Annotated in this window: 12 protein-coding genes; 6 read left to right on the top strand and 6 right to left on the bottom strand. The window is 70.4% G+C overall.

Annotated features, from left to right (window positions below):
* Nucleotides 1-2: 2 nt before the first annotated feature.
* Both ACLQ25_RS01060 and ACLQ25_RS01055 read right to left on the bottom strand, forming a co-directional pair.
* Entirely contained in the window at nt 3-1,259 is a 1,257-nt protein-coding gene (locus ACLQ25_RS01060; protein ID WP_425728209.1) for a hypothetical protein, read from the bottom strand.
* Entirely contained in the window at nt 1,256-2,443 is a 1,188-nt protein-coding gene (locus tag ACLQ25_RS01055; RefSeq protein ID WP_425728207.1) for a hypothetical protein, read from the bottom strand. Before ACLQ25_RS01055 ends, ACLQ25_RS01060 begins: the two co-directional genes overlap by 4 nt.
* 385 nt (nt 2,444-2,828) lie before the next feature.
* Here ACLQ25_RS01055 and ACLQ25_RS01050 point away from each other — a divergent pair, with 385 nt between their 5' ends.
* The 3 genes from ACLQ25_RS01050 to ACLQ25_RS01040 all read left to right on the top strand — a co-directional run bounded on the left by ACLQ25_RS01050 (nt 2,829) and on the right by ACLQ25_RS01040 (nt 9,033).
* Nucleotides 2,829-4,706, top strand: a complete 1,878-nt coding sequence (locus tag ACLQ25_RS01050) for a polysaccharide biosynthesis protein (protein ID WP_425728205.1) — start codon at nt 2,829-2,831, stop codon at nt 4,704-4,706.
* A gap of 198 nt (nt 4,707-4,904) precedes the next feature.
* Nucleotides 4,905-8,009: a M14 family zinc carboxypeptidase gene (locus tag ACLQ25_RS01045; protein ID WP_425728203.1), complete on the top strand. Its 3,105-nt coding sequence runs from the start codon at nt 4,905-4,907 to the stop codon at nt 8,007-8,009.
* 100 nt (nt 8,010-8,109) lie between these two features.
* Nucleotides 8,110-9,033, top strand: a complete 924-nt coding sequence (locus ACLQ25_RS01040; RefSeq protein WP_425728316.1) for an NAD(+)/NADH kinase — start codon at nt 8,110-8,112, stop codon at nt 9,031-9,033.
* Between the two features lie 123 nt (nt 9,034-9,156).
* On the opposite strand, the gene pgm is transcribed toward ACLQ25_RS01040, so the two are convergent.
* Together pgm and glgC are read right to left on the bottom strand one after the other, a co-directional pair.
* The gene (gene pgm, locus ACLQ25_RS01035; RefSeq protein WP_425728201.1) at nt 9,157-10,800 is read right to left on the bottom strand and encodes a phosphoglucomutase (alpha-D-glucose-1,6-bisphosphate-dependent); all 1,644 of its coding nucleotides are present in this window, start codon (nt 10,798-10,800) and stop codon (nt 9,157-9,159) included.
* Nucleotides 10,801-10,831: 31 nt separating this feature from the next.
* The gene (gene glgC / locus ACLQ25_RS01030) at nt 10,832-12,064 is read right to left on the bottom strand and encodes a glucose-1-phosphate adenylyltransferase (RefSeq protein ID WP_425728199.1); all 1,233 of its coding nucleotides are present in this window, start codon (nt 12,062-12,064) and stop codon (nt 10,832-10,834) included.
* Nucleotides 12,065-12,136: 72 nt separating this feature from the next.
* Here glgC and glgA point away from each other — a divergent pair, with 72 nt between their 5' ends.
* Both glgA and ACLQ25_RS01020 read left to right on the top strand, forming a co-directional pair.
* Entirely contained in the window at nt 12,137-13,342 is a 1,206-nt protein-coding gene (glgA, locus tag ACLQ25_RS01025; protein ID WP_425728197.1) for a glycogen synthase, read from the top strand.
* Between the two features lie 4 nt (nt 13,343-13,346).
* Entirely contained in the window at nt 13,347-13,841 is a 495-nt protein-coding gene (locus ACLQ25_RS01020) for a hypothetical protein (RefSeq protein ID WP_425728195.1), read from the top strand.
* A 66-nt stretch (nt 13,842-13,907) separates the two neighbouring features.
* On the opposite strand, the gene ACLQ25_RS01015 is transcribed toward ACLQ25_RS01020, so the two are convergent.
* Together ACLQ25_RS01015 and ACLQ25_RS01010 are read right to left on the bottom strand one after the other, a co-directional pair.
* Nucleotides 13,908-14,738, bottom strand: coding sequence for an NmrA family NAD(P)-binding protein (locus ACLQ25_RS01015; protein WP_425728193.1), 831 nt, complete (start codon nt 14,736-14,738; stop codon nt 13,908-13,910).
* Nucleotides 14,735-15,151 (bottom strand): nuclear transport factor 2 family protein, encoded by a 417-nt coding sequence (locus ACLQ25_RS01010; protein ID WP_425728191.1) that lies wholly within the window; start codon nt 15,149-15,151, stop codon nt 14,735-14,737. The genes ACLQ25_RS01015 and ACLQ25_RS01010 overlap by 4 nt, the downstream gene beginning before the upstream one ends.
* A gap of 99 nt (nt 15,152-15,250) precedes the next feature.
* Here ACLQ25_RS01010 and ACLQ25_RS01005 point away from each other — a divergent pair, with 99 nt between their 5' ends.
* The gene (locus tag ACLQ25_RS01005; RefSeq protein ID WP_425728188.1) at nt 15,251-15,805 is read left to right on the top strand and encodes a TetR/AcrR family transcriptional regulator; all 555 of its coding nucleotides are present in this window, start codon (nt 15,251-15,253) and stop codon (nt 15,803-15,805) included.
* The last annotated feature ends 6 nt before the right edge of the window (nt 15,806-15,811 follow it).

Genomic DNA, 15,811 nt, shown 5'->3' with positions numbered 1-15,811 from the left:
GGTCAGACCGGTTGGACCGCCGGTGGACGGTCGGCCGTGCGGTCGGCCAGCAGCAGGAGATAGCTGCCGCCCCAGGCGACCGCGCTGGCCAGGGCCAACAAGACCAGCGCGCCGGCCGCGCCGGGCGCGCCGAACAAAACCGCCCCGGCGACGACCGCCGGCACGCGCAGCCCGCCGAGCAGGATGCCGAGTACGATCGCCCGCCGGCTCGCCCGTTCGATCCGCAGCCCGGCGAAGCCGATGGTGGCCGGCACGGCGAGCAGGCTCTCCAGCGCGAGCAACACCAGCAGGCTCCGGGCGACGCTCCAGTTGGCGCCGAGCAGCTCCCTGCCGACCGCGTCCGGCAGCAGGGCGACCGCGACTGTCAACGGCCCGATGGCGGCGGCCACCAGCAGTGCCAGCCGGACAGCCGCCCGGGTCCGTACCGTGCGGGACTCGGCCCGGGTGCGGGCCAACTGCGGCAGGACCAACGTGGCCGCCGTCGACAGCACCAGGTTGACCGGCCCCAGCAGCGTGCGCCCGGCGCTCAACGCACCGACCACCGCCGTGCCGGCGACAAGCGCCACCGCGGTCAGCGCCAGTTGCGCGGACCCGTTGGTCAGCAGGAACTGCGTACCGAATCCCACCGCGACGCGGGTCTCCGCTCGGCCGACGCGCCAGCCGGGCACCAGCGCGTACCGGCGCCGGGCCGCGACGACCAGGCCGATCAACGCGCCGCCGCCGCCCCACAGGGCGAAGACGGATGGCGGGTCGATCACCCGGAACAGGCCGGCCAGTACGGCACACCCGGTGAGCGCGGCCCACGTGATCTCCTGGGCCATCGCCGCCGAGGGAGCGCCGATGCCGACGGCGACCGCCTTGGTGTAGTCGTAGAGGGCCAGACCGGGCAGGGCTAGGCCCGCGAACAGCAGGTAGGGCGAGCCGTACGCCACGCCGGCCGCGCAGACGAGGGTGCCACCGACGAGGCCGAGCAGGATCGCCCGCCGGGAGGCCGACGCGACCCCGACACCGGCGGCCAGGACGGTGTCGGTCACGGTGCTCCGCACCAGCCCGGAGCCGACGATGTAGAACGAGAACGCCAGGGCGAACTGACCCAGCCCACCGACCGACTCCAGTCGGGTCACGGTGATGGCCAGCAGCAGGTTGCCGCCGCTGGAGAGCCCGCCGACGACGAGCGCGAGCAGCGCCCGACGTCCGGTCCGTGGGCCCTCTCGGGCGTCGGCGCGGCCGACCGCGTGCCGGCCCACCCGTGTGGTCACCGGCGCGCGCGCGGGATCGCGGGTGTTCGACCGGGCTCCGGGCGCATGCGGGCCCCGTGCAGGGAGCGGCGGCTGAGCGCCAGGAGGACGAAGACCGGGATCGCCGCCACCACGTGTTGCAGGAAGCTGATCGTGGAGTCCGGGTAGGTGTTGGACCAGAGCAGCGGGTCGTAGAGCACCAGGCAGAAGAGGCTCAGCCGGATCGGGCCGGGTGCGCCCCGCCAGCGCAGCAGCACCGCCGCCACCGCGGCCCAGAAGGCGTGCACGGCGACCACGCCGGCCGGACCGTCAAAGAACCAGATGTTGCCCAGCAGCAGGAACGTGTAGGCCGACGTCGGGCCACCGCCGATGTACTGGTTGATCCGCTGCCCGGTGGAGATCGCCGGACGCTCCGGATCGAGCACCCGGGGCACCAGCCCGTACCGCAGGTAGTCGGTGGCTCCGGGCTGGCCGAGGTCGACCGGGACGTCGAAGCCCGCCACCACACTGAGCTGACTGTCCAGCCGCAACCGGTCCGCGGCGGTGACCTTGGTGTCCACCGCGACGCCGCGATCCTCCCGGATGCTGTTGCGCTGCTCGAACACCGCCGGCCACGCGAGGAAGAGCACTACCGCGCAGAGCACCAGGTAACGCAGCCGGAAGATGCCGCAGAGCGCCCCGGTGGCCGCCATGAAGAACACCAGCGCGACAAGCGGAGCAGTGACAGCCGTCAGTACTGCGACGTAGATTTCCGCGCCGACGAGGACGGCCAGCCAGCCGTACAGCTTCGCCCGCGACAGCCGACCGCTCAGGTGGCTGGCCACCAGCAACGCGAAGCCCAGAGCCGTCCAGCCGGAGAAGAGCGTGCTCACCATGGCGAGCGGTCCGTCGGACAGATCGCCGGAGATCTGGTTGACGATGGTGCCCCGACCGAGGTGCGCCGCGAGCATGTTCGCGGCGACGCTGGTGAGCGTGACCACGATGGCGATCGGGTACAGCCACGGATAGCGGGCGTGGGCGCGCCGGAAGCCGTCGCGCCAGCGCGGGTCGGGACGGCCGAACAGGCGGGCCATCGTCTCCACGGCGACACTGCCCAGCAACGCGAGCCCGACCAGATAGACGATGAAACCGATCTCCGGATTTTGGTAGAAGACCGCCATCGGCAGGATCAGCAGCGCGTACGGGGCGAGCACGACGACGGTCACCGGATAGCAGCGGAGCAACCGCCCAACGAGGTCCCGGTGGGCGCCCGAAGCCCTGTCCCCGGGTGGGTGGTCCGTCCGCGCGTCGGTCGCACCGGTCGCCCCGCCGGGGGAGAGGGCAGCCCCGGGCCAGGTCATTGCGCGCGGGCCCCCTTCGGGATACGGATGGTCGCTCCTGACCCAACGAGCCAACCGACCGGGCGAAACGCCCTTGCGGACGCGGGCCTTGGGTGTAGGCCCGTCGGACTTCCCGGCCATAAATCAGACAACCGGTCATAGAAATGTGAAAACAGGATTCTGCGCCGCATATTCCGCTAAGCAGGTAGCGGATGTCCGTAGCCCCCTGACCTGCCCTGGGTCAGGCCACGGACAGGACAGGGAGTCGTAGATGCCCCCGGAGATACAACGGGTCGAGCCAACGGCGTCAACAGCCACCGGCCGGGCCAGGGTGAGCCGCCGTCGGACCGCCATCTTCCTCGCCGCCGACGCCCTCGGCTGGGTCGGCGGGTTCACGGTCGCGGGCTGGGCGAGGTACGAGATGGCCCTCACCGTCGACCAAGCGGTCAACGCGGTACTGCTCGGTGGCGGTGCCGCCGTGCTGTACGTCGGGGTCAGCGCACTGCGTCGTATTCGTTCCGGTCGTCAGCCTCTCGGCACCGTCGAGGAAGTCCGTGGACTCGCCGGCACCACCGCCACCACGGCCGCGATCGTCCTCGTCGCCCTCCTCGCGATGGGCGAACGCCCAGTGCCGGCCAGCACCCCCGTGATCGGTGCCGCACTGGCGCTGCTGCTGATGCTCAGCTGCCGTCTCCTGCACCGCCACCGGCGCGACCGCGCGATGCGACCCGACGCCCGCTCGGCCACCCCGGTGCTCCTCTTCGGTTTCGGCGAGGCCGGGCAGGGGCTGGTACGCGCGATGCTCAGCGACCCGAAGGGCCGCTACCTTCCCGTCGGCGCGCTCGACGACGATCCGGGCAAACACGACCTGCGCATCGCAGGTGTCCCGGTGCTGGGTGGCCGGCAGCACCTCGTCGAGGTGATCGAGCGCACCGGCGCCACCACGGTCATCTTCGCCGTGGCCAACGCCGACGCGATGCTGATCCGGGAGGTGCGGGAGGCAACCCTGGGCACGAGAGCGGCGTTCAAGGTGCTGCCGCCGGTCCGGGAGTTGGTGGATCATCGGATCACGGTCAGCGACGTACGGGACGTCCAGATCAGCGACCTGCTCGGCCGACGCCAGGTGGTCGGCGACCTGACCCTGGACGACAACGGGCTCACCGGTCGACGTGTTCTGGTCACCGGCGCCGGGGGTTCGATCGGATCGGAACTGTGCCGGCAGATCATGCGCGCCAACCCCGGTGAGCTGATGATGCTGGACCGGGACGAGTCGGCCCTGCACAGCCTCCAGATGTCGCTCACCGGGCGCGCGCTGTTGGACGGCCCCGAACTCATTCTCGCCGACCTACGGGACGACGAAGGTGTACGCCGCATCATGCGCGAGCGCCGCCCCGAGATCGTCTTCCACGCGGCCGCGCTGAAGCATCTGACCCTGCTGGAACGCCACCCGGGTGAGGCGGTCAAGACCAACGTCTGGGGGACGCTCACCGTCCTGGACGCCTGCCGGGACGTCGCCCGCTTCGTCAACATCTCCACCGACAAGGCCGCCAACCCGATAAGCGTGCTCGGCTACTCGAAGCGCATCACCGAGATGCTGACCGCGCACGCCGCAGCCACGTACCCGGGCACCTTCCTGAGCGTCCGGTTCGGCAACGTCCTGAGCAGCCGGGGATCCGTGGTGACCGCCTTCCAGCGGCAGATCGAGGCGAGACAGCCCCTGACCGTCACCGACCCGCACGTGACCCGGTACCTGATGACGGTGCAGGAGGCGGTACACCTGGTCCTCCAAGCGGCGGCCATCGGGCGCGACGGGGAGGCCCTGGTCCTCGACATGGGCGAACCGGTACGGATCGACGATCTCGCCCGGCGCATGGTGGAGCAGGCGGCCAGCCCGGTCCCGATCGTCTACACCGGGCTACGACCCGGCGAGAAGCTGCACGAGGACCTGTTCGGCAAGGGGGAGGCGGACCGCCGGCCGCTGCACCCGCTGATCTCGCACGTGACGGTACCGGTCCTGGACCCCTTCGAGGTGAGTGGACTGGATCCGTTCGACGAACCCGACAAGGTCACCGACCAGCTAGCCCGGCTCTGCGGCATCCTGCCCGGTCCGTTCTCCAAACGCCGCACCGGGATTCCGCTGGCACGCTGACGCCGTCGCAACCGGGGCCGGCGCACTCCCCGCGTCGGCCCCGGCACGAGCGGACGGAGCCTTCCCACCCGACCCGCCACCTGTCACAGCTAGCTCCGGCAACGACGCGGACAGCAACAACCCGCCCATCGACCGATTGACATCAATCACGCCACACCGAAAGCTCGCGCCTACAGGTCCTTCACCCAAGGAGGCGCGATGAGACCGAGACGACTGGCGATCGCCAGCGTGGTCACCCTGCTCGGCGCACTCGCATTAACCCCGCCGGCAAGCGCGAAGCCACCATCCGAACCGGGTGCCCGCGAAGGCCTGGAGGTCTACGTCGGCACGGTCGACGCGAAACAGCGGGACCAGCTACGCGCGGCGGGGGTCGACCTCGGCCACGACGCGAAGACCGACTCGACCGGCAGGACGACCGTCGAGACGGTGCTCAGTCGCCGGCAGGCGAAGCGGCTGACCGACCAGGGCGTTCCGTTGTCGGTGAAGAAGGTGCGCGGCAAGGACGCGTCACAGGCGCTGCGGGAGCAGGCGGCGGCGGGCTGGACGGCGTTCCGGCCCTATGGGGAGCCGGGCGGTCTGCGCGACGAGTTGAACGCGACAGCGGCCCGCTATCCCAAGCTGACCAAGGTGGAGACGATCGGCCGCACCCAGCAGGGCCAGCCGATCGTCGCCGTGAAGGTCACCAGGAACGCGCGGACCGTCGCGGACGGGAAACGGCCCGCCGTCCTCTACGCCGGCGCGCAGCACGCCCGTGAGTGGATCACGCCGGAGATGACCCGCCGGTTGATGCACCACGTGCTGGACAGCTACGGCACCGACCGGGAGATCACGAAACTTCTGGACACGACCGAGCTGTGGTTCCTGCCGGTGGCCAACCCGGACGGCTACGACTTCACCTTCACCACCGGCAACCGGCTGTGGCGCAAGAACCTGCGGGACAACAACGGCGACGGACAGATCACCCCCGGCGACGGCGTGGACCTCAACCGCAACTTCGCCTACAAGTGGGGGTACGACAACGAGGGCTCGTCACCGGAGCCGAACAGCGAGACCTACCGGGGTCCGGGCCCCAACTCGGAGCCGGAGACCAGGGCCCTGGATCAGCTCTTCAAGCGGGTCGGGTTCGAGTTCTTCGTCAACTACCACTCGGCGGCCGAGCTGCTGCTCTACGGCATCGGCTGGCAGGTGAGCACCCCCAGCCCGGACGACGAGATCTACAAGGCGATGGCCGGGGACGACGCGCACCCGGCGGTGCCCGGTTACGACCCCGACATCTCCGCCGAGCTGTACACGACCAACGGTGACACCGACAGCCACGCCACCGTCCGGTACGGCGCGCTGGGCTTCACCCCCGAGATGTCCACGTGTGAGGCCGCCTCGGCGGTCGACCCGGACGACGAGTGGCGCCCGGAGGACTGCGTCAGCGGCTTCATCTTCCCCGACGACGAGACGTTGATCGCTGGTGAGGTGAGCAAGAACCTGCCGTTCGCGCTGGCCGTGGCCAAGTCGGCGGCCGACCCGGACGAGCCGGTGTCGGTGGTCGGCCGGAGCACCCCGGACTTCGTGGTGGACGCCTTCGACACCTCGTACGGGCGCACCCAGCAGGTCGCCGCCATCACCCGGCGGGCGCTGAAGAACGTGAAGATGCACTACACGGTCAACGGCGGGCGACCGAAGACCGTCGCGGTCCGCGAGTGGCGCGGCGGCGAACGGTACGGCGACACTCACGACGACTACTACGCGGAGCTTCGCGGCACGGTCGGCGGCACGAAACCGGGTGACCGGGTGGAGGTCTGGTTCACCGGCAACAGACCCCGGTCCGGGGTGGTCGCAAGCGTTCACTTCACCTATCGGGTGCACACCGACATCGGCGGCGACGTGCTGGTCCTCGCAATGGAGGACGTCACCGGCCTCAGCCCGGCACAGAACGGCACCACCGCCAAGTACGCCGACGAGGTCGCGGCATCGTTGAGCGCCGCCGGCCGCAGCAGCGACGTGTACGACTTCGACGCGATGGGCCGCAAGGCGCCCCACCCGCTGGGCGTGCTGTCGCACTATAAGGCGGTGGTGTGGGAGACCGGCGACGACGTGATCATGCGCTCCCCCGGCCAGGTTGCCGGCACCGCGGCCAAGGCGGCGCTGGACACCGAACTGGCCGTGCGGGACTACCTCAACGAAGGTGGCAAGCTCCTGGTCAGCGGCCAGTACGCGCTGTTCGCCCAGGGCGCCAACGGTTCGTACGTGTACCACCCGGACGCGCCGCCGGAGTGCACCAACGCCGACGATCCCGCCTGCCTGCCGCTGCTGAACGACTTCCAGCAGTACTGGTTGGGAGCGCACACCTACGTCAGCGACGGCGGTACCGCGCCGGAGGGAGAGCCGTTCCCGGTCGCCGGCCGCGACAGCCCGTTCACCGGCTTCAACGGGCAGCTCAACGCGGCCGGTTCGGCGGAGAACCAGGGGCACACCGCGTCGTTCCTGACCACGTCGAGTTTCCTGCCGCCGGACGAGTTCCCGCAGTTCGCCAGCTCCGCGCCGGTGGGCTGGACTCGACCGGGCGGCGCGCCGTTCGACCCGCGTACGGGTGAGTGGTACCTGTACAGCGGGCAGGCCAACGAGTCGTACAAGCGGCTCACTCGCACGGTGGACCTCAGCGGGGCGACCAGCGGAGAGCTGCGCTTCTTCACCTCGTACGAGATCGAGCAGAACTGGGACTTCCTCTTCGTCGAGGCCCACGAGGTGGGCAGCGACAACTGGACGACACTGCCGGACGTCAACGGCAAGACCAGCACGGTCACCGGGGAGAGCTGCGCCTCGGGTTGGGGCCAGCTGCACCCGTTCCTCGCCCACTACCAGGGCGCGGGCTGCTCCCCCTCCGGGAGCACCGGAAGCTGGAACGCGGCCACCGGGACGTCGAGTGGGTGGAAGGAGTTCGTGGTCGACCTGACCGCGTACGCCGGCAAGCAGGTCGAGGTGTCAATCACGTACGCCTCGGACTGGGGGGCTCAAGGGCTCGGGGTCTTCCTGGACGACGCCCGGGTGGTGGTCGACTCCGCGACGGTGGCGGAGACCTCGTTCGAGTCCGCCGACCTGGGCGGCTGGACGGTGGCCGGGCCGCCGGCCGGCTCCGGCGGCAACGCCAACGACTGGTCGCGCAGCCAGCAGGCGTTCGAGGAGGGCTCCGTGGTGGTCACCCGGGACACGGTGTACCTGGGCTTCGGGTTGGAGGGCCTCTCCCCAGCGGCCCGCGATGACCTGGTCGCCCGCTCGTTGACCCACCTCACCGGTCAACCCCGCCCCTGACGGCGGCGAGGTGCGCCGGCGGTCCACGGGCCGCCGGCGCACCTTCGGCGTACGCCGGGTGCGCCCCGCACCGATGTGATGAGCTGGACGGGTGTCGGGGCTGGGACTTGTGCTGCACCCCACCCGGGATGTCACCGAGGTGGTCGAAATCATCGAACGGTGGGCCATCCGCCACCACAAGACGCTGTTCGTGCGCCGGGAGGACCAGCACCGCGTCCCTTCCAGCATCGAACCGGTGCCGGAGGGCGAGGTCGCCGTCCGCGCCGACGCGTTGATCAGCATCGGCGGTGACGGCACGATGCTGGGTGCGCTGCGCTCCGCCGTCCGCGACCCGAAGCCGGTGCTCGGCGTACACCTGGGTCGTCTGGGGTTTCTGGTCGAGATCGAACCGCCGGGATTGCCCGACGCGCTGAGCCGGCTGCTGTCGAAGGACTTCACCGTCGAGTCGCACGCGTGTCTCGCCTGCGACGTGTGCGGTGACGACGTCGTGGCATTCAACGACATCGCATTGGTCCGCCAGCCGGGCGCCGGTTTCGTCAGCGTCACACTCGCCATCGACGGCCAGCAGTACGGCTACTACCGCAGCGACGCCGTGGTGGTCAGCACCCCGATCGGCTCGACGGCGTACAGCTACGCGGCCGGCGGTCCACTGATCTCCCCGGCGGCGGACTCGGTGGTGATCACGCCGGCCGCGCCGATGGCCGGTATCTCCCGTGCCGTGGTGCTCTCCCCGGACGAGAAGATCCGGTTGGAGCTACAGCCCAACTCGTCGCCGGTCGTCGTGGAGATGGACGGTCTGGTGTTCCGCGACGCGGCGACGGAGGGGACGGTGGACATCTCGTACCGCCGCGACGCCGGCCTGGTGGTCCGCTTCGACCCGCTGCGCTACCAGGAGCGCAACCAGTTGAAGATGACCCTGCTCGACCTGCCGTTCCTCCCCGAGCAACTCCGCGAACTACTCCCCGAAGAACTCCGCCGCCGCAGCCAGGAACTCCCCCCACCCGCCGACCCACCACCCTGCTGAAACCCCTGTCCCGCTCCCCCTCCCCCCGACACGGCTGATCATGAAGTTATTGCCGTCCCGCGCGGCGTGTCGTGGCAACAACTTCATGATCAACGCAGGCGGTGGGGTGGGGTGGGGGGTGGGTTAGGCCTGGGTCAGGGCCTGGTCTACCAGGGTTTTGGCTTCTTCCTGGATCTTCTTCAGGTGGTCGGGGCCCTGGAAGGACTCGGCGTAGATCTTGTAGACGTCTTCCGTTCCCGAGGGCCTTGCCGCGAACCAGCCGGATTCCGTGCTGACCTTCAGGCCACCGATCGGGGCGCCGTTGCCGGGCGCGGTGGTCAGGGTCGCGGTGATGGGCTCGCCGGCCAACTCCGTGGCGGTGACCTGGTCCGGGTTGAGCTTCGCGAGCACGGCCTTCTGCTCGCGGGTCGCCGGGGCGTCGATCCGGGCGTACGCGGGGGCGCCGAAGCGCTCGGCCAGCTCCGCCCAGTGCTCGCTCGGGCTGCGCCCGGTGGTCGCCAGGATCTCGGAGGCCAGCAGGCAGAGCAGGATGCCATCCTTGTCGGTGGTCCAGGTGGAGCCGTCGCGCCGCAGGAACGACGCCCCGGCGCTCTCCTCACCGCCGAAGCCGACCGCCCCGTCGAGCAGGCCGGGCACGAACCACTTGAACCCGACCGGCACCTCCAGCAGCGGCCGACCCAGGTCGGCGGCCACCCGGTCGATCATCGAGGACGAGACCAGGGTCTTGCCGACGGCGGCGGCCGGGCCCCAGTCGGCGCGGGTGCGGAACAGGTGCCCGATCGCGACCGCGAGGAAGTGGTTGGGGTTCATGAGGCCGCCGTCGGGGGTGACGATGCCGTGCCGGTCGGCGTCCGCGTCGTTGCCGGTGGAGATCTGGTAGTCGGCCCGCGCGGCGATCAGCGACGCCATCGCGTTCGGCGAGGAGCAGTCCATCCGGATCTTGCCGTCGCCGTCGAGGGTCATGAACCGCCAGGTCGGGTCGACAGTCGGGTTGACCACCGTCAGGTCCAGGCGGTGCCGCTCGGCGATCTCACCCCAGTACGCCACGCTGGCCCCGCCCAGCGGGTCGGCGCCGATGCGGATGCCGGCGTCGCGGATGGCGTCGATGTCGATCGCCGCCGGCAGGTCGTCGACGTAGTGCGCGAGGAAGTCGTACTCCCCGGTGGTGTCGGCGGCCCGGGCCCGCGCGTAGGTGATCCGGCGGACCTCCTTGAGCCCGGCGGCGAGGATGCTGTTGGCCCGGTCCTGGATCCACCGGGTGACGTCGGTGTCGGCGGGCCCGCCGTTGGTCGGGTTGTACTTGAAGCCGCCGTCGTCCGGCGGGTTGTGCGACGGAGTGATGACGATGCCGTCGGCGAGCCCGCTGGTGCGCCCCCGGTTGTGGGTGAGGATCGCGTGCGACAGCGCCGGCGTGGGGGCGTAGCCGTCGCGGCTGTCCAGCAGCACGGTGACGCCGTTGGCCGCGAGGACCTCCAGCGCGTCCACCGCAGCCGGAGCGGAGAGCGCGTGGGTGTCCCGGGCGAGGAACAGCGGGCCGTCCAGGCCCTGCTCCCGCCGGTAGTCGCAGAGCGCCTGGGTGACCGCGAGGATGTGGTCGGAGTTGAACGCGTTGCGCAGGCTGGAGCCCCGGTGACCGGAGGTGCCGAAGGAGACCTGCTGCGCCGGGTCCGCGGGGTCCGGATGCTCGGCGTAGTAGGCGGTCACCAGGCGCGGCACGTCGACCAGGTCGGCGGGCTCGGCGGGCTGGCCGGCACGGGGGTGGGTCACTGCGGGATCCTCCTCGGTGTGTGCGGGTCGGTCACGGCTCGACCTTCTGGCCCTTGCCGATGACCACGATGCCGTTGTCGGAGACGGTGTAGCGCTGGCGGTCCTTCTCCAGGTCGACACCGATCTCGACGCCCTCGGGGACGAACACGTTCTTGTCCAGGATCGCCCGTCGGACCACCGCGTGTCGGCCGATCTCGACGCCCTCCATCAGCACCGAGCCCTCCACGTGCGCCCACGAGTGCACCCGTACCTTCGGCGACACGATCGAGTTCTCCACCAGCGAGCCGGAGATCACCACACCGGGCGAGACCATCGAGCCGACCGCCCGGCCGACCCGCTCACCCCACTGGTGGACGAACTTCGCCGGCGGCCACGGCGGCTGCTCCGTGTAGATCGGCCAGTCGAAGTTGTAGAGGTTGAAGACGGGGTGCACGTTGATCAGATCCATGTGCGCGTCGTAGAACGAGTCGAGCGTCCCCACGTCCCGCCAGTAGCCTCGGTCCCGGTCGGTGCTGCCCGGCACCTCGTTGTCACGGAAGTCGTAGACGTTGGCCTCGCCCCGCTCGACGAGCATCGGGATGATGCTGCCGCCCATGTCGTGCTTGCTGCTCTTGTCGGCGGCGTCGCGCTCCACGGCCTCGCACAGGGCCCGGGTGGTGAAGACGTAGTTGCCCATCGAGGCGTAGATCTCGTCCGGTGCGTCCGGCAGGCCGACCGCGTCGGTGGGCTTCTCCCGGAACGCCCGGATGCGCTTGCCGTCCTCGCCGACCTCGATGACACCGAACTGGTCGGCCATCGACAGCGGCTGGCGGATGCCGGCGACGGTCACCGCGGCGCCGGAGGCGATGTGGTCCTCCACCATCTGCCGGGGGTCCATCCGGTAGATGTGGTCGGCGCCGAAGACGATCACGTAGTCGGGCTGCTCGTCGTTGATGAGGTTGAAGCTCTGGTAGATGGCGTCGGCCGAGCCGGCGAACCACCACGGCCCGCGACGCTGCTGCGCCGGCACCGGGGTGACGTAGTTGCCGAGCAGCGTGGACATCCGCCAGGTCTTGGTGATGTGTCGGTCGAGGGAGTGGGACTTGTACTGGGTCAACACGACGATCTTGAGATAGCCGGCGTTGGCCAGGTTGGAGAGGACGAAGTCGACCATGCGGTACATCCCGCCGAACGGGACGGCCGGCTTGGCCCGGTCCGTGGTGAGTGGCATCAGGCGCTTGCCCTCCCCACCCGCCAGGACGATCGCGAGCACCTTGGCAGCCATGCCCCGACGCTATCCACCCGCGTCGGACTTCACCACTCGTACGGGGAGTCTTCTGCACTAGGGTGCGGGGTCATGACGGAACCCACCCCGCTGCGCGTCGACCTGCTCACCCGTGAGTACCCGCCGGAGGTCTACGGCGGCGCGGGCGTGCACGTCGAGTACCTGGCCCGGGAACTGCGTGGCCTCGCCGACGTCCGCGTGCACTGCTTCGGCCTGCCGCGCGCCGAGCCGGGCGTCACGGCGTACGCCGAACCGCCGGGTCTGACCGGCGCGAACGCCGCGTTGCGGACCATGGGCGTGGACCTGGAGATGGCCGCCGGCGCCGCCGGCACCGACGTGGTGCACAGCCACACGTGGTACGCGAACCTGGCCGGGCACACCGCGAAGCTGCTGCACGGGGTGCCGCACGTGGTGACCGCGCACAGCCTGGAGCCGCTGCGGCCGTGGAAGGCCGAGCAGCTCGGTGGCGGCTACGCGCTCTCCTCGTGGATCGAGCGCACCGCGATGGAGTCCGCCGACGCGGTGATCGCGGTCAGTGGTGGCATGCGCAGCGACGTGCTGACCGCGTACCCGCAGATCGACCCGTCGAAGGTCCGGGTGGTCTACAACGGCATCGACACCGTGCAGTACGCCCCGGACCACGGCACCGACGTGCTCGACCGGCTCGGCATCGACCCGGCGCTACCCAGCGTGGTCTACGTGGGCAGGATCACCCGGCAGAAGGGCCTGCCGTACCTGCTGCGGGCCGCCCGGGAGCTGCCGGCGGACACCCAGCTCGTGCTGCTGGCCGGCGCGCCGGACACGGCGGAGATCGCCGCCGAGGTCGAGGAGCTGGTGGCCGAGCTGCGGGCCAACCGCTCCGGTGTGGTCTGGGTGGCCGAGATGCTGCCCAAGCCCGAGGTGATCCAGGTGCTCACGCACGCCACGGTCTTCGTCTGCCCGTCGGTCTACGAACCCATGGGCATCGTCAACCTGGAGGCGATGGCCTGCGAGACGGCCGTGGTGGCGACCGCCACCGGCGGCATCCCCGAGGTGGTGGCCGACGGCGACACCGGGCTGCTGGTGCCGATCGAGCAGGCCACCGACGGGTCGGGGACGCCGCTGAAGCCGGAGACGTTCGTGGCCGACCTGGCGGCGGCGATCAACGCGCTGCTCGCCGACCCGGCGCGTACCGAGCGGTTCGGCCTGGCCGGCCGGCGTCGTGCGGTCGAACACTTCTCCTGGGATGCCATCGCGCGGCAGACCCTGGATGTGTACCGCTCTGTCGGCGCGCGCTGACGTCATGCGGTACGACGAACTCGAAGCCGCGATCCTCCGGTTGGTCATCGCGGCGGGCGAGGACGACCTGCGGGCGTTCGGTCTCGACACGGTCACCCGGCTGACCCGGGACGATCTGCTCGACACCGCCGTCGACGACGAGATGACCGAGGACGCGTGGGCGGCGCTCACCAGCGCCCGCGAGAACGTCCGGACGGCCGACGCGACGAAGCTGCGCGCGCTGCTGGTTCGGATCGACGAGGGCATCCTCGCCGACGGTGACCTCGATCAGGGTCTCCTGACGGCCTTCACCGCGCTGGAGCACTGGACCACCTATCTGGAGGAGAACGCGCGCGGGGAGATCTACGAACTGGCCATCCGCGCTGTCGAGGAGGTCGACTTCCAGGTCTCGGCCGACCTCGACGACGTCCTCGCCACCCCGGAGATGGCCGCCGAGTACGCGCGGATCGAGCGCCTGCTCACCGCCGGCCTCAGACCGCCGTCCCGGGAGGGGACCTGAGCAACGACGTCGCCCGCCGCAGGCCGAACAGTTCTCCCGAACCGCCCTGCAGACGCCGACCGAGCGTCAGCCAGGACGGTCGCCGCGCAGGCGGTCCCGGCAGAAGTCCCGGAAGGTTCGTGGCGTGCGACCTGTCACGTCCGCGACGGTCGATGTCGTCCGGTCCTCCGCGCCTGCCGCGATCGCCGTGTCCAGGCTCGCGAGGAAGCGGGCGAAGTCCGGCGGGATGCCGTTCGCGGTGTGGCGGGCGGCCAGTCCCACCGGGTCGATCGCACGGTGCTTGACCGGCCGGCCACTGACCTCGCTGAGGACGGCGGCGATCTCGTCGTAGCTCAGCGCCTCCGGTCCGGTGATGAGGTGGTCGGTGTTGTGCGGCGTCGGGTCCGTGAGAGCCCGCACCGCCACCTCGGCGATGTCGGCAGGATCGACGAAGCCGACCCGGGCGGTGCCGGTGGCGCTGACGATCTCGCCCTGCTCGCGAGCGCTGACGGCGTGCGGCTGCTCACCAACGAAGTTCTCCATGAACCAGGACGGCCGCAGTACCGCCCATTGCACGAACAGCTCACCCAGCCGCGCGTGCACCATACCCAGCCCGTGTCCGGCGGGCCCGATGGCCGAGGAACTGAGCAGAACCACCCGACGAACACCGGCGCTGCGTGCCCGTTCGAGGAAGGGCAGCATGATCGGTGCCGGGTCGACCTCGCCGACCGGGGGGATGGCGTAGATCGCCCGCACGTCACGCAGAGCGTCCGGGTGGGTGGTCGGGTCGTACCAGTCGAAGCGCACGCCTTCGGTCGATGGGTGTCGGCTGGCGATCCGGGTGGGGTGACCACGCTCGGCGAGCTTGGCGGCGACGATGCGGCCGGTGGTTCCGGTGCCACCGATGACCAGGATCATGACTGCACCAGTCCGCCACCGAGCAGTTCCTGTGCCGCGATCGGATCCCAGTAGTCGCGATAGCGCACGAGCTGCCCGTCCCGGATGGTCAGGACGGCGATGTACCGCACCTCGTACGGCTGGCCCGTGGGGACGACGAGACCGGAGGCGACGAACTCGACGACGATGACCTCGGGGTCCCTGGTCTCGTGCACGGTTCGATCACGGATCTCGCGAACGTCGAGCAGGTCGGGGTAGTTGATCAGGTAGTCGTGCAGCTCGGCGCGTCCGGCTACGCGGCGCGGCTGGCCGGGCGGTGCGAACGGGATCTCCAGCACCGCGTCCTCGGCGAACAGCGCGATGAACCCGGCCATGTCCTTGGCGAGCAGCAGCTCCATGGCGCGATCGAACACCGCGGTGGGGTTGTTCGGCATGATCATCCTTTCCTCGTCCGGCATGGCCACGATAAGATTCGGACCGCCGGTCCGTTTCCACTATACGGACCGCCAGTCCGTTTGGCGAGAGGGGTACCCGTGCGGGCCGACGCGGTACGCAACAGGGAGTCGGTGCTGGCCGCCGCCGGGCGTCTCTTCGACGCCGCAACCGACCCCGATCAGGTGTCGATGGACGACATCGCCACCGCGGCCGGCGTCGGCAAGGGAACCCTGTTCCGGCGCTTCGGCGACCGCATCGGGCTCATCCGCGCTCTCTACGAGCAACGGGGACTGCGGTTGCGGGACGCGCTCGCGGCGTCACAGGCCCGGCCGGCGGCGGAACAGGCCGTCGAACTGCTGCGGGCCATGCTGCGCTTCAAGCTCGACAACCGGGTGCTCACGCTGGCGCTGGAGAGCGCCGGAGGCGGCAGCCCGTACCGCAACGAGGCGTACGACCACTGGCACGCCCTGCTCACCGGCCTCGTCACGGAGGCACGCGGCCCGCAGTCGGCGGACTACCTGGCCCACGCGCTGCTCGCCGCCGTCCGCAGCGACCTGGTCGAGCACCTGCGCGACTGGCCCGAAGCTCGCTGGCACGAAGGGTTGAGCGCACTTGTCGGCTCCGTACTCGGCGACGACGGGGAGACCAGGTGACGGCGG

It is taken from the genome of Micromonospora sp. DT44 (assembly GCF_049841635.1).
In the GTDB taxonomy this organism is placed as follows: Bacteria; Actinomycetota; Actinomycetes; order Mycobacteriales; family Micromonosporaceae; genus Micromonospora.
This window is presented reverse-complemented; position numbering and strand designations above follow the sequence as displayed.

What these genes read in the sequence shown, in the direction of transcription:
- ACLQ25_RS01015 (WP_425728193.1), bottom strand. Translation starts at nt 14,738, where the DNA reads ATGATCCTGGTCATCGGTGGCACCGGAACCACCGGCCGCATCGTCGCC.
- ACLQ25_RS01050 (WP_425728205.1), top strand. Translation starts at nt 2,829, where the DNA reads ATGCCCCCGGAGATACAACGGGTCGAGCCAACGGCGTCAACAGCCACC.
- glgC (WP_425728199.1), bottom strand. Translation starts at nt 12,064, where the DNA reads ATGGCTGCCAAGGTGCTCGCGATCGTCCTGGCGGGTGGGGAGGGCAAG.
- glgA (WP_425728197.1), top strand. Translation starts at nt 12,137, where the DNA reads ATGACGGAACCCACCCCGCTGCGCGTCGACCTGCTCACCCGTGAGTAC.
- ACLQ25_RS01010 (WP_425728191.1), bottom strand. Translation starts at nt 15,151, where the DNA reads ATGCCGAACAACCCCACCGCGGTGTTCGATCGCGCCATGGAGCTGCTG.
- ACLQ25_RS01045 (WP_425728203.1), top strand. Translation starts at nt 4,905, where the DNA reads ATGAGACCGAGACGACTGGCGATCGCCAGCGTGGTCACCCTGCTCGGC.
- ACLQ25_RS01020 (WP_425728195.1), top strand. Translation starts at nt 13,347, where the DNA reads ATGCGGTACGACGAACTCGAAGCCGCGATCCTCCGGTTGGTCATCGCG.